This is a genomic window from Emcibacter sp. (genome assembly GCF_963675455.1).
Classification (GTDB): Bacteria; Pseudomonadota; Alphaproteobacteria; order Sphingomonadales; family Emcibacteraceae; genus Emcibacter.
Map to the genome: position 1 here is coordinate 381,023 of NZ_OY776217.1, position 13,380 is coordinate 394,402.

Below are 13,380 nucleotides of genomic sequence, written 5' to 3' on the forward strand. Positions count from 1 at the left end.
AAAAATCATTTTATTACATAAGGTTGCAATGATATAGAGCAGGAATATTGATCGCGGCCGTTAAAGAAGATTTAACCAGCTATTAGATCTGCACATAGCTGATGCGCAAAATTTACATCTTCTCATGTTCCGGTAATTTTCATATTTTTGTTGCGTTGCAGCACTGCAGCCAACAACAGATAGGGAGGCCCCTGGTAGTTGTTTTAAAATTTAAGGAGCCTCAACATGAAAAAGAATATTGTACTTACCGGTATCTGCCTTGCTACCCTGTTTGCCACTCCCGCCCTGGCGGCCAATTGTGTCAAGCCGGAAGCCCCCGACCTTCCTGAAGCCTATATCTCCGGCGCCGATCAGCTCATTGATATGGTCAAAAAATTCCGCAATGAATATCAGCCGGCCAATGAAGCCTACAAGAAATGCCTGCTGGATTCCATTGCCACCTATGCACACAAAAGCGCTATTGAAAACAAGCTGGCCTTTGCCACAACAACAGAAATAAAAGCTGCAAAGAAACTGAACGCCGCCATTCGTGAATTCAACGAACAGAGCGACAGCTAAAAATATTTATCAGGGCTTAAGTTAAAAAAAGCAGCTCCCGGACGGGGGCTGCTTTTTTACTGCTCTGATCTGAAATTACCTGGCCAGCATCGGTCCCAGCGGGCGACCGCCAAAGATATGGATATGCAGGTGCGGCACTTCCTGATGACCGTGTGTGCCGATATTGGCGAGAATCCGGTAGCCCGGCTCATCCAGTTCCAGCAACCGGGCCACTTCCCCGATCGCCCGGAAAAACCCGCTCACCAGTTCAGCCGGGGCGCTTGCCGTAAAGTCATCCATACTGACATAGTCGCCTTTGGGAATCACCAGCACGTGCACCGGGGCCTGGGGATTGATATCATGAAAAGCCAGACTGTATTCGTCCTCATAAACCTTTTTACAGGGAATTTCCCCGCGCAGGATCTTTGCAAAAACATTCTCTGAATCATATGCCATATCGCTTCGCCTTTCCGGGAGCATCAGCCCCGTGATTTCTTTTCCTCAATACCGGAGATACCTTCCCGTCGCGCCAGTTCCGCATAGACTTCCTCCGGCCGGATATCCATATCCGCCCACAAGACCATCAGGTGGAAAATCAGATCTGCGGATTCAGCGATCACCTCGTCATGGCTGCCGTCCACCGCGGCAATGGCGGTTTCCACAGCTTCCTCACCCACCTTCTGGGCAATTTTCTTGCGCCCCTTGCCATAAAGGGACGCCACATAGCTGCTGTTGGGATCAGCACTCTTGCGTTCCTTCATCAGGACGGCCAGGCGCTCCAGAACATCGGTATTTTTCATCATATTTCCCTAGAGTCTCACCGGAATACCGGCCTTTTCCATGTATTCCTTGGCTTCCTCGATAGTATATTCCCCGAAATGGAAAATGGAAGCCGCCAGTACCGCAGTGGCATGTCCATCGCGAATACCTTCTACCAGATGATCCAGGTTACCAACACCGCCTGAGGCAATCACCGGAATGGTCACCGCATCGGCAATGGCGCGGGTAAGGTCAATATTGAACCCCTGTTTGGTGCCGTCCCGGTCCATGCTGGTCAGCAGGATTTCCCCGGCCCCGTAATCGGCCACTTTTTTGGCATAGTCCACCGCATCGATACCGGTGGGTTCACGGCCGCCGTGGGTAAAGACTTCATATTTATCGGGTCCTGTCTGTTTGGCGTCGATAGCGACCACGATGCACTGGCTGCCGAATTTTTCCGCCAGTTCCCGCACCAGTTCGGGGCGCTTGACCGCTGCCGTCATCACCGACACCTTGTCGGCCCCGGCCAGAAGCAGGTTGCGCACATCTTCTTCCGTGCGCACGCCACCGCCGACAGTCAGCGGCATAAAACATTGTTCGGCCGTCTTGCGCACCACATCCAGGATAATACCGCGATTGTCGCTTGATGCGGTGATATCAAGGAAACAGAGCTCGTCCGCGCCGGCCTTGTCATAAATCCGCGCCTGCTCCACCGGATCGCCCGCATCCCGCAGGCCGACAAAATTGACCCCCTTGACCACACGGCCGTCCTTGACATCAAGACAGGGAATGACACGGGCCTTCAGCATTATGCCTCTCCTCTGAGGAATGCGAGCGCCTCCACAGGGTCGAGACGGCCGTCATAGAGCGCCCGGCCGGAAATAGCCCCTTCAATGGTGCCGGTGGCCCGGTCCGCTGCATCCTTCAGGATGCGCAGGTCTTCCATGCTGGCGACGCCACCGGAGGCAATCACCGGAATATTGAGGGCATTACACAGATCGATGGTCCCCTCCACATTTAGGCCCTGCATGGTGCCGTCCCGGTCGATGTCGGTATAGACAATGGCGGCAACGCCCGCATCCTCGAACTTGCGGCCCAGGTCAACCGCGGTCATTTCCGACGTTTCCGCCCAGCCTTCCACCGCCACATGGCCGTTGCGGGCGTCAATGCCGACGACAATATGGCCGGGAAACTCCCGTGATGCCTCAATAACCATATCCGGATTGCGCAGGGCGATAGTGCCCAGAATGACCCGGCGAATTCCCCGGTCCAGCCAAAACTGGATGGTTTCCAGATCCCGTATACCGCCCCCCAGCTGAACAGGGATATCCACAGCACGCAGAATGGCTTCTACGGCCGCCCCGTTGACCGGCTTGCCTTCAAAGGCACCGTTCAGGTCTACAAGATGCAGCCATTCGCAACCGGCGTCCTGGAATTTGCGCGCCTGGTCTGCGGGATTGTCATTGAACACCGTAGCCTGGTCCATTTCCCCCTTATACAGCCGGACGCAGTTGCCGTCCTTCAGGTCAATGGCTGGAAACAAAATCATCTAATCAATATCCTTCGTATAATAATAACCCGGCACAAATTTGCCGTCGATCATGGCGTAGCGTTCCTTGGTACCCCATTTTTTCATGCCAAGCCATTCACTGATCGCTATGGCCGCCTGCTGGTCGGCGCGCATATTACTGTTGAGACTGCGGAAACCCTGCTCGCGGGCATACTCCTCGACCTCTTTCAGCATTCTTTTCGCCAGATCGAACCCCCTGGCCCAGGGTGCCAGGAAAAAATTCACGATCTCGGCGGCAAAGGCTCCGGCCTCATTGCTGTGCGGCGGCCGGACAAGCTGGCATGCGCCGCAGACCTGACCGTCAAGCCGGGCGACAAACAGAGTCCGGTCCGGCATCAGCATGACCCCCTTCCAATAGTTTTCCAGGGTTTTCTGCGGCGGCTGATTGAGCCAGCCAAATCCTATTCCGTCTTCAATGGCTTCGCGGGTCACCACACACAGCTGCGACAGGGCCACACTTTCCAGCATGGTGGTCACGTTTACTTCCAGCCGTGGGCTGTCTTGTTCCGACCTGTCAGTATCCATCTCAGACCTCCTTAAGACCTGTCAGGGTTTCCATCCCAGGAAATTACCCAGCAGGCACAATCCCACCGCCTGGCTTTTCTCGGGATGAAACTGGGTGCCGATGATATTATCACGCCCGACAATGGCCGTCACCGGCCCTCCATAATCAACCGAGGCAAGAACCGTTTCAGGATCTGTCGGCCGAAAATAGTAGCTATGTACAAAATAGGCGTGATCCCGGTTATTCAGTCCGCCAAGCACCGGATGGTTGCCTGCCCGTTCCGAAAAATACAGCTCGTTCCAGCCCATATGAGGTATTTTCAGACCACTGTCTTCCGGCACCTGGATAGGATCAACCGTGCCTTTGAGCCAGCCCAGTCCGCGGTGATTGCCATGTTCATGACCCTCTTCCGCCATCAGCTGCATACCGACACATATTCCCAGAAAGGGGCGTGCCTTGCGGATCACCACATCCTCAAGGGCGTCTCTCATGCCTTCAAGGGCGGAAAGCCCTCTCATGCAATCGCCAAATGCGCCCACGCCGGGAAGAATAATCCTGTCCGCCGTCCGCACATCCTCAGCCCGGGAACTGACCAGTACTTCGGTCTTCAGGCCAAGTTCACCGGCCACGCGTTCAGTCGCCTTTTCCGCCGATCTCAGATTGCCGGAACCATAATCAATTATAACCGTTTTCATTTTCCGGGCGTTCCTGCGCTTTCCATTGATACAGGCGCGTGGGATGCGGGCGCGGCATTTTCAGGGCCGAACCGCGGCAGGGAGATCTCCTTCGCGGCCAGCAACTGATAAAACCGCAGCATCGCCATAGGCTCGTCATCCCCGCCGACAATGCCGGTGGCGATATAACCTTTTTTCTCCAGCGACCAGCCTTTCAGGTTCAATCCTTCAAAACCGACCAGCAAAGCCAGACCCAGAAACAACAGCCCTGATCCCGTAAAGTTCACCATAAAGAGAAGCGGGATATATAAAATAGCCAGAAGCCCGGCAATTATCCACATCTGGTGAAACAGTGCCCATATCGGCCCGAAGATCATGGCCCCGAACGAAAATTCATCCGGCACAACCACCAGATCGATACCGTTTTCACCGGGATCAGATACGGGCCTGACAAAGGCTGTATATGTTTTATAGCTCATTTCTGCACTCGTCTGTTTGCAGCAGGCTCACAGGTCTACCTTGTCCCCGAGCACTCCCTTGGTTGACGGAATGGCGTCAGATTTGCGCGGATCGATTTCAATGGCCTGACGCAGGGCGCGGGCCAGCGCCTTGAAACTGGACTCAATGATATGGTGATTATTCTCACCATACATATTTTCCACATGCAGGGTAAGGCCGGCGCCAAAGGCAAAGGCCCGGAACCATTCGAGGAACAGTTCCGTGTCCATTTCACCCAGCTTGTCACGGGTGAAGTCCACTTTCCACACCAGGAAGGGGCGGCCTGACACATCCAGGGACACCCGTGTACAGGTCTCATCCATGGGAATGATCGCATTGCCGTAGCGTGTGATCCCTTTCAGGTCGCCAAGCGCCTTGCCGACAGCCTGCCCCAGGATAATACCCGCATCTTCAGTGGTGTGGTGATAGTCAATATGAAGATCGCCTTTGGCCCGAAGGGTAATGTCAATCAGGCTGTGCCGGGACAGCTGTTCCATCATATGATCCAGGAAGCCGATACCGGTGTCCACATCATATGTGCCCGTGCCGTCGAGATTGACCGAAACTGAAATTTCGGTTTCTTTTGTCTTGCGCTCCATACTGGCTTTACGCATGGGGTTCTCCTTAACACTCTGCCTTTCAGGTGGCTATAATACATTAATCCGCGGCAGTCACAGAAAAAATCGCGCAACATATAGCAGCAGTGGCTGCAAAGCGCCAGTCCGGAGGCCAACTTTGTCCCGTTTATTTGGTGATTTGCCGGTTATTTTCTCCTTCACCCTTGACCGGGCCGCCCGGATTGCCCAAATGTGATGTCATGAATTCAATAAATCAGGGATATGCAATGAGCGAAGAACGAAAAGGCTGGCGCGGTACAACCATCCTCAGCGTCCGCAAGGGCGACAAGGTTGTGATTGCCGGTGACGGACAGGTTTCCCTTGGCGATACAGTCATTAAAGGCAATGCCCGCAAGGTCCGCCCGCTCGGCGACGGCAGTGTGATTGCCGGATTTGCCGGCTCTACTGCAGATGCCTTTGCCCTGTTTGAACGGCTCGAGGAAAAGCTGGAACGCTATAACGGCCAGCTTACCCGGGCCTGCGTGGAAATGGCCAAGGACTGGCGCACGGACCGCTATCTGCGCCGGCTGGAGGCCATGATGATCGTCGTCGACGCCGAGGTAAGCCTGGTCCTGACCGGCAACGGCGACGTCCTGGAAACCCCGGACGGCATTCTGGCCATCGGATCCGGCGGCAATTACGCCCTCAGCGCCGCCCGCGCCCTGATCGACCAGGACCTGAGTGCAGAGGATATCGCCCGCAAGGCCATGGGCATCGCCGCTGACATCTGCGTCTATACCAACAACAATCTGACTGTCGAAGTACTGGAAGCGAAATAATGTCATCCTTTTCCCCCCGCGAAATCGTCTCGGAACTTGATCGTTACATCATCGGCCAGAAGGACGCCAAGCGCGCCGTGGCCATTGCCTTGCGCAACCGCTGGCGCCGCCAGCAGCTTGACGAAAACATGCGCGAGGAAGTTCTGCCCAAGAACATTCTGATGATCGGCCCGACCGGCGTCGGCAAAACGGAAATTTCCCGCCGTCTGGCCAAACTGGCCAATGCGCCGTTCGTCAAGGTGGAAGCCACCAAATTTACCGAAGTCGGCTATGTGGGCCGGGATGTCGAGCAGATCGTCCGTGACCTGGTTGAACTTTCCATCGGCATGGTGCGCGAGGAAAACCGGAAGAAAGTGACCGCCAAGGCGGAACTGAGCACCGAAGAGCGCATCCTGGATGCCCTGGTCGGCGAAACCGCAAGCGCCGAAACCCGGCAGAAATTCCGCAAGATGCTGCGCGAAGGCCAGCTTGACGACAAGGAAATCGAGGTCGAGGTTTCCGACACTGCCTCGAGCCAGATGCCGACCATCGACATCCCCGGTATGCCCGGCGCCAGTATGGGCATGCTTAATCTCAATGACATCATGGGCAAGGCGTTCGGCGCCCGCACCGTCAAAAAGAAAATGACGGTCAAGGAAGCCGGAGAGATCCTGCTGTCTGACGAGGGTGACAAACTTCTGGATGAAGAAGCCATCGTTCGCGACGCCCTCGACAGGGTTGAACAGAGCGGCATCGTCTTCATTGATGAAATTGACAAGATTGCCGGCGGGCAGGATCGTCGCGGCGGCGAAGTCAGTCGCGAAGGCGTGCAGCGCGACCTGCTGCCGCTGATCGAAGGCAGCACCGTGGCCACCAAATACGGCCAGGTCAAAACCGACCATATCCTGTTTATTGCGTCAGGCGCTTTCAGTGTCTCCAAACCGTCCGACCTGCTGCCCGAACTGCAGGGACGGCTGCCGATCCGGGTGCAGTTGAGCGCCCTGACCGAAGCCGACTTCCGACATATTCTGGTGGAGCCGGACTACAGCCTGATCAAACAGTACAAGGCCTTGCTGGGCACGGAAGAAGTCACCCTGACCTTCACCGATGACGGTATTGACGCCATCGCCCGCCTGTCGGCCGAAGTCAACGAGACTGTGGAAAATATCGGCGCCCGCCGCCTGCATACGGTGCTGGAGCGGGTCCTGGACCATATCAGCTTCGAAGCCACCGACAAACCGGGCATCGAGGTGGTCGTGGACGAGGCCTATGTCACCGAACATATCGGCGACCTGACCGAACGGTCCGATCTAACCAAATTTATCCTCTGATTTTCAGTAATTTTCAGACAAACAAAAAGCCCGACAATCGAAATTGTCGGGCTTTTTTGTAACTGATGTCTTGGTGGAGCTAAGCGGGATCGAACCGCTGACCTCTACAATGCCATTGTAGCGCTCTCCCAGCTGAGCTATAGCCCCGTATCCAAAACAGTACCTGAATCACAGGCAGGCAATAAATATTCATCCTGACCAAGATAATCAAGAACAAATATCAAAAAAAATCAATTAGTCCTCGCTACCCTTTTTAACGGGCGCATCAACCACGTCCGTAACGTTGGTATCATCCTCATCAGACAGGATCGTGGTATTGTCATCATCGTCAATATCAATATCCACATCGTCCTCATCGCCCGTCAGCAGATCATCGTCATCCAGCAGATCATCATCAGCATCTTCAGTTTTCTTCGCCTTCGGACTCGGCAGGAGTTCCAGCGCATGCTGTTTGCTCTTCAGAATGATTTCCGGTTTAAATTTGTGATCGCAACTGATGCACATGATCGGGTCATTATTTCCCAGATCATAAAACCGGGTTCCACACTTCGGGCACTGACGTTTGGTACCCCATTCAGGTTTAGCCAATCTTCTTCTCCATAACCTGTAACATAGACTGTTTCAGAAAAGCCTTCCTTTGCCATGATATTTCCAACGTGTCAAAGCTTAATCTGATTCAAAACATGGCTTTTGCGTTTTTCTGCGGGAAATCATGATAATATCTATGCGAAACATACACAAATATGCTATCTGGGCGGCAAATACTTCAACTTAAAAAAACAAAGCCATAAACCAAAGCCCCGTATCATGAATCAACTGACATCCTCTGCCACAGACAAAATAACCGGAATAATCAACGTTCCGGGAGACAAGTCAATTTCACACCGTGCCCTGATTATGGGCAGTATGGCCATTGGCGAAACAATTGTTTCCGGCCTGCTGGAAGGTGAAGACGTGCTGAATACAGCCGCCGCCATGAAAGCGCTGGGCGCAGATATTTACAGGGATGAGCTGGCAAAATGGCATGTGCATGGCGTTGGCACAGGCGGCCTGAGCGAACCGGCCGGCGCTCTTGATATGGGCAATTCAGGGACCGGCGCCCGCCTGCTGATGGGCCTGGTTTCCACATATCCGTTCAGCACGACCTTCGTCGGCGATGCCTCCCTGTCGTCGCGGCCGATGAAACGTGTCACTGTCCCGCTGGAAAAATTCGGCGCGGAATTTCACGGATCGGAAGACGGCACCCTGCCGATCACCGTCAAGGGAACAGACGCCCCCCTGCCCATAAGCTATGACGTGCCGGTGGCCTCCGCCCAGGTCAAATCGGCGATCATGCTGGCCGCCCTCAATACGCCCGGCATCACCACCATTTTCGAAAAAACACCGACCCGGGACCATACGGAACGCATGTTCCACTTTTTCGGCGTCGACACCATTACGACGCCAAAAGACGGTGGCCGGGTCATTACCGTCAGCGGACAGCCGGAACTGACGGCCAGGGAACTTATTGTGCCCGGCGATCCGTCTTCGGCGGCTTTTCCCGTTGTTGCCGCACTGATCACCCCGGGCTCGGACATCACCATCAACAATATTGGCCTTAATCCGGACAGGACCGGACTGTTCATCACCCTGAAGGAAATGGGAGCAGATATCGAGTTCCTCAATGAGCGTGAGGAATGCGGCGAACCGGTGGCCGACCTCCGGGTCCGTCACAGTTCCCTGAACGCCATCACGGTTCCCGAAGATCGGGCCCCGTCCATGATTGATGAATATCCAATTCTGTGTATCGCCGCGGCTTTTGCAGAAGGCACCACTGTCATGCGCGGCGCCGAGGAACTTCGGGTCAAGGAGAGCGACCGCATCGACATCATGGTCAGAGGTCTCGGTGCCTGCGGCATAAAGGTTGAGGAATTTGCAGACGGGATGGCCATTACCGGCAGCGGTGAAAAACCTGAAGGCGGCGCCCTGGTGGAAACCCGCCTCGATCATCGCATTGCCATGTCTTTCCTGATCCTGGGACTACAGAGCCACAAGCCGGTAACCGTGGATGACGGATCCGTGATCGAAACCAGTTTCCCGACCTTCAGGTCGCTGATGAATGGCCTGGGCGCCAACATTCAGCCTGCGGCGGGGGCCCCGGCATGACGGTTATCGCCATTGACGGACCGGCTGCATCCGGCAAAGGCACACTGGCCCGCAAACTTGCCGCCCATTTTGATTTTGCCCATCTGGACACCGGCGCTCTTTACCGGGCGGTGGGGTTGCTGGTGCTGAGATCCGGCGGCAATCCGGAAAAAGCTGAAGATGCCGTCGCCGCGGCCGCAAAAGTTGCGGACGTAAATCTTGACGATCCGGAACTGCGTACCGAATCAACCGGCGCGGCGGCCTCGAAAGTTGCCGCAATTCCGGAAGTTCGGCAGATTCTGCTGGAATATCAAAGAAGTTTCGCCGCCCATCCGCCCCGGGGCAAGAAGGGCGCAGTCCTGGACGGACGGGATATCGGGACCGTCATTTGTCCCGATGCGGATCATAAAATCTTCATCTCTGCCGATGTGGAAACCCGCGCAAAACGTAGGTTTCTGGAGCTTTTCGGCACTCAGGGAACCAACGAGGAATATCAGAAAATTCTCGCAGAACTCAGGGAGCGGGATGACCGGGATATGAATCGCAGCACCGCCCCCCTGAAACCGGCAGAAAACGCGCACTTGCTTGATACAACAAATTCAGATATAGAGGCCGTGTTCGAAAGGGCGCTATCACTCATAAACGGCTGATTTCTGCGATTTTTGAACCTGAATCGCACACCGGCAAAAACTGATCAGGCCGGGGTGTATTTATTATGAACGATTTCCAAGACCGTCGGAGACAACCGGCAGGCCGGAAAAAGACAGAATTGAAAGAAGGATATTTAATGAATACTGAAATGTCAGTACCAACCACCGATGATTTCGCCGCGCTTCTCGACGAATCACTTGGAGAGTCCGGACGTTTTGATGGCAAAGTCGTTACCGGCACCATCATTGCACTGGACAAGGAAGCAGTAATTGTAGACATCGGCCTGAAAGCCGAAGGTCGCATCCCCCTGAAAGAATTTGCCCTGCCCGGTCAGACCCCTGAACTGAATGTGGGTGACACGGTAGAGGTTTTTGTTGATCGCATAGAGAACGCCCGCGGTGAAGCGCAGCTCAGCCGTGAGAAGGCCCGTCGCGAGGAATCATGGATACAACTGGAAAAATCTTACGAAGCAGAAGAACGCGTCAAAGGCATCATCTTCGGTCGCGTTAAAGGTGGTTTCACTGTTGACCTGAACGGTGCCGTGGCCTTCCTGCCTGGCAGCCAGGTAGACATCCGTCCGATCCGTGACGTCACTCCGCTGATGAACATCGAACAGCCTTTCCAGATCCTGAAAATGGACCGCAAACGGGGCAACATCGTTGTTTCCCGCCGCGCCATCCTGGAAGAAACACGTGCCGAACAGCGCGCTGAACTGATCGAAGGCCTGAGTGAAGGCAATGTGGTTGAAGGTGTTGTCAAAAACATCACCGATTACGGCGCCTTTGTGGATCTCGGCGGTATTGACGGCCTGCTGCATGTCACAGACATCAGCTGGAAACGCATCAATCATCCGTCGGAAGTTCTGAACATTGGTGACACCATCAAGGTGCAGATCATCCGCCTGAATCCGGAAACACAGCGCATCTCCCTCGGCATGAAACAGCTGCAGGAAGATCCGTGGGCCAGCATCGAAGAGAAATACCCGGTTGGCTCCAAACTGACAGGCCGCATCACCAACATCACCGACTATGGTGCCTTTGTTGAGCTGGAAGACGGCATCGAAGGCCTGGTTCACGTTTCCGAAATGAGCTGGGTCAAGAAGAACGTTCATCCTGGCAAAATCGTTTCCACCAGCCAGGAAGTGGAAGTTATGGTTCTCGAGATTGAACCGGAAAAACGCCGGATCAGCCTTGGTCTCAAACAGTGCCTGGACAATCCGTGGACAAGCTTTGCCTCTACTCATCCGATTGGCACCGAAATCGAAGGTGAAATCAAGAACATCACCGAGTTCGGCCTGTTTGTCGGTCTGGAAGGCGACGTGGACGGTATGGTTCACATGTCTGACCTGGACTGGAATAAATCCGGTGAAGAAGCTATCGCCGAATTCAAAAAGGGCGATATGGTCAAAGCCGTTGTTCTGGACATTGATGTGGACAAGGAACGTATCTCCCTCGGCATCAAACAGCTCGGCAGCGATCCGATCGCTTCCATCACCGGCCTGAAAAAAGGCGGTACGGTAACCTGTACAGTGACCAAAGTGACCGAAAACGGTCTTGAAGTCACCGTCGGCGAAGATGACCAGGCCATGGACGCCTTCATTCGCCGCAGCGACCTGAGCCGTGACCGGTCCGAGCAGCGTCCTGAACGCTTCTCCGTCGGCGACAAGGTTGACGCCCTGGTGACCAGCGTAGACAAGAAAAGCCGCAAGGTTGGCCTCAGCATTAAACAGCTCGAAATTTCCGAGGAAAAAGAAGCTGTGGCCCAGTACGGTTCTTCCGACAGCGGCGCAAGCCTCGGGGACATCCTCGGTGCTGCCCTGGCCGAAGGAAAAGAAGAAGACAAATAAGTCTCCCTTCTTTCAGAACATTTGGAAAACCCGCTCCAACCGGAGCGGGTTTTTTATTGGAACCGGGTTTAACGGATCCCTGTACAACAAGTTCTGGACAGCCGGGTTGAAAAATTCATAATATCGGACAAGCCCTTATTGGCACGATTTCACAAATACCGGGGAAATTTTATGAGTGATAATTTCGAAATGGTCATCGATCGCGGGCGGCTCCGGAGAAAGGTAACTTTCTGGCGTGTTATCGCCGTGGTACTTGCCATTCTGGTATTGCTGACAATGATCAGTCCGGCCGGCCCGGTCCCCACCCCCTATGTGGCGAGAATCACCATTTCCGGCATCATCATGGAGAATACCGCCAGAGACGAGAATATCCGCTCCCTCGCCAAAGATGACCGCGCCAAGGCCCTGATTGTGCATATCAACAGTCCCGGCGGCGGCAGCACCGCGAGTGAGCAGCTCTATCACGCCATTCGCAAGGTGGCTGAGGAAAAACCCGTTGTCATCACCATGGGCTCTCTGGCAGCCTCCGGCGGCTATATTACGGCCCTGGCCGGTGATCATATTGTCGCCCGGGAGACAACCATCACCGGCTCCATCGGCGTAATCATGCAATACAGCCATTTCGGCGAGCTGATGGACAAGATTGGCATCGGCAGCGAACAGGTCAAAAGCGGCAAGCTGAAAGGCGACCCCGACGGTCTTCACCCGATGGGAGAGGAAGCCCGCGCGGTGTTCCAGTCCATGATTGATGACAGCTTCGACTGGTTTACCGGTCTTGTCGCGGACAGGCGACAAATTGACCTTGAAAAAGTAAAGAAATTGTCGGACGGCAGGGTCTATACCGGTCGCCAGGCCCTGTCCAACGGTCTGATCGATTCTCTCGGCGGACAGGAGGAAGCAATGGGCTGGCTGGTCGTTGAAAAGGGGATTTCTGACGATTTACCGGTCATTGATGTGGATAAAAGCAGGAAAGAATTGCTCATGGAAGAGTTTTTTAACTCTATTATGGGAAAAATGCCTTTTAATGAAGTACTTAGCCTTGACGGGCTGATTTCTGTCTGGCAACCTGACAATTACTAATTGTGGGATAATACAAACAATAGGGAATGTTCGATGATAAAGTCGGAGCTCATAAACAGACTGGTAGAAGCCAACCCGCACCTTTATCAGCGTGATATAGAGCGCATCGTAAATACAATATTTGAGGAAATTACCAGTGCTCTGGCTGAAGGCAACAGGGTTGAACTGAGAGGCTTTGGTGCCTTCTCCGTCAAACACCGTCCGGAACGGACCGGCCGTAATCCACGGACCGGAGATACAGTTCACGTCCCGGAAAAGCATGTGCCATATTTCAAGACCGGCAAGGACCTCAGGGAAAAACTGAACAACTGAGCGCAGATTAATCAATCAGAACTGTCCGCCGGAATATCCGGCGGCTGTCATTTGTGAACAAAGTCATGCGTTATTTCATATATACTGCCTTCGCCCTTTTTACAGTTTTCTGTATCAT

The 13,380-nt window shown here is 54.2% G+C and carries 17 protein-coding genes and 1 tRNA gene; 8 read left to right on the forward strand and 10 right to left on the reverse strand.

Annotated features, from left to right (window positions below; all coding sequences use genetic code 11):
- Positions 1 to 225: 225 nt before the first annotated feature.
- Positions 226 to 558, forward strand: a complete 333-nt coding sequence (locus tag ACORNT_RS01715) for a hypothetical protein (protein WP_321394485.1) — start codon at positions 226 to 228, stop codon at positions 556 to 558.
- Between the two features lie 75 nt (positions 559 to 633).
- Here ACORNT_RS01715 and ACORNT_RS01720 read toward each other — a convergent pair whose 3' ends face one another.
- The 8 genes from ACORNT_RS01720 to hisB are packed head-to-tail and all read right to left on the reverse strand — an operon-like array spanning position 634 to position 5,157.
- Complete coding sequence (locus ACORNT_RS01720; RefSeq protein ID WP_321394488.1) at positions 634 to 993, reverse strand: histidine triad nucleotide-binding protein; 360 nt, start codon at positions 991 to 993, stop codon at positions 634 to 636.
- A gap of 23 nt (positions 994 to 1,016) precedes the next feature.
- On the reverse strand, positions 1,017 to 1,340 hold the full coding sequence (locus tag ACORNT_RS01725; protein ID WP_321394491.1) for a phosphoribosyl-ATP diphosphatase: 324 nt from the start codon (positions 1,338 to 1,340) through the stop codon (positions 1,017 to 1,019).
- A gap of 6 nt (positions 1,341 to 1,346) precedes the next feature.
- Entirely contained in the window at positions 1,347 to 2,105 is a 759-nt protein-coding gene (gene hisF / locus ACORNT_RS01730) for an imidazole glycerol phosphate synthase subunit HisF (RefSeq protein WP_321394492.1), read from the reverse strand.
- Positions 2,105 to 2,845, reverse strand: coding sequence for a 1-(5-phosphoribosyl)-5-[(5-phosphoribosylamino)methylideneamino]imidazole-4-carboxamide isomerase (gene hisA, locus ACORNT_RS01735; protein ID WP_321394495.1), 741 nt, complete (start codon positions 2,843 to 2,845; stop codon positions 2,105 to 2,107). The genes hisF and hisA overlap by 1 nt, the downstream gene beginning before the upstream one ends.
- A complete protein-coding gene (locus ACORNT_RS01740) occupies positions 2,846 to 3,391 on the reverse strand; it encodes a GNAT family N-acetyltransferase (RefSeq protein WP_321394497.1) in 546 nt (181 codons plus the stop codon).
- A gap of 21 nt (positions 3,392 to 3,412) precedes the next feature.
- Positions 3,413 to 4,066, reverse strand: coding sequence for an imidazole glycerol phosphate synthase subunit HisH (hisH, locus tag ACORNT_RS01745; RefSeq protein ID WP_321394501.1), 654 nt, complete (start codon positions 4,064 to 4,066; stop codon positions 3,413 to 3,415).
- The gene (locus ACORNT_RS01750; RefSeq protein WP_321394505.1) at positions 4,063 to 4,524 is read right to left on the reverse strand and encodes a DUF2628 domain-containing protein; all 462 of its coding nucleotides are present in this window, start codon (positions 4,522 to 4,524) and stop codon (positions 4,063 to 4,065) included. Before ACORNT_RS01750 ends, hisH begins: the two co-directional genes overlap by 4 nt.
- A 27-nt stretch (positions 4,525 to 4,551) precedes the next feature.
- Positions 4,552 to 5,157, reverse strand: a complete 606-nt coding sequence (gene hisB, locus ACORNT_RS01755) for an imidazoleglycerol-phosphate dehydratase HisB (protein WP_321394507.1) — start codon at positions 5,155 to 5,157, stop codon at positions 4,552 to 4,554.
- Between the two features lie 230 nt (positions 5,158 to 5,387).
- Between hisB and hslV the strand changes: the two genes are divergently transcribed.
- Positions 5,388 to 5,939: an ATP-dependent protease subunit HslV gene (hslV, locus tag ACORNT_RS01760; protein WP_321394509.1), complete on the forward strand. Its 552-nt coding sequence runs from the start codon at positions 5,388 to 5,390 to the stop codon at positions 5,937 to 5,939.
- Complete coding sequence (gene hslU / locus ACORNT_RS01765) at positions 5,939 to 7,249, forward strand: ATP-dependent protease ATPase subunit HslU (protein ID WP_321394511.1); 1,311 nt, start codon at positions 5,939 to 5,941, stop codon at positions 7,247 to 7,249. Before hslV ends, hslU begins: the two co-directional genes overlap by 1 nt.
- A 71-nt stretch (positions 7,250 to 7,320) precedes the next feature.
- Here the strand turns inward: hslU and ACORNT_RS01770 are convergent.
- Positions 7,321 to 7,396 (reverse strand) — tRNA-Ala (locus ACORNT_RS01770).
- 87 nt (positions 7,397 to 7,483) lie between these two features.
- Entirely contained in the window at positions 7,484 to 7,837 is a 354-nt protein-coding gene (locus ACORNT_RS01775) for an FYDLN acid domain-containing protein (RefSeq protein WP_321394513.1), read from the reverse strand.
- A 219-nt stretch (positions 7,838 to 8,056) separates the two neighbouring features.
- On the opposite strand from ACORNT_RS01775, the gene aroA reads away from it, so the two are divergent.
- The 5 genes from aroA to ihfB all read left to right on the forward strand — a co-directional run bounded on the left by aroA (position 8,057) and on the right by ihfB (position 13,262).
- Positions 8,057 to 9,394: a 3-phosphoshikimate 1-carboxyvinyltransferase gene (aroA, locus tag ACORNT_RS01780; protein ID WP_321394516.1), complete on the forward strand. Its 1,338-nt coding sequence runs from the start codon at positions 8,057 to 8,059 to the stop codon at positions 9,392 to 9,394.
- On the forward strand, positions 9,391 to 10,023 hold the full coding sequence (gene cmk / locus ACORNT_RS01785) for a (d)CMP kinase (protein WP_321394519.1): 633 nt from the start codon (positions 9,391 to 9,393) through the stop codon (positions 10,021 to 10,023). The genes aroA and cmk overlap by 4 nt, the downstream gene beginning before the upstream one ends.
- 149 nt (positions 10,024 to 10,172) lie before the next feature.
- Entirely contained in the window at positions 10,173 to 11,870 is a 1,698-nt protein-coding gene (rpsA, locus tag ACORNT_RS01790; RefSeq protein ID WP_321394522.1) for a 30S ribosomal protein S1, read from the forward strand.
- 171 nt (positions 11,871 to 12,041) lie between these two features.
- On the forward strand, positions 12,042 to 12,950 hold the full coding sequence (gene sppA, locus ACORNT_RS01795) for a signal peptide peptidase SppA (protein ID WP_321394525.1): 909 nt from the start codon (positions 12,042 to 12,044) through the stop codon (positions 12,948 to 12,950).
- A 33-nt stretch (positions 12,951 to 12,983) separates the two neighbouring features.
- Entirely contained in the window at positions 12,984 to 13,262 is a 279-nt protein-coding gene (ihfB, locus tag ACORNT_RS01800) for an integration host factor subunit beta (protein WP_321394528.1), read from the forward strand.
- Positions 13,263 to 13,380 lie beyond the last annotated feature (118 nt).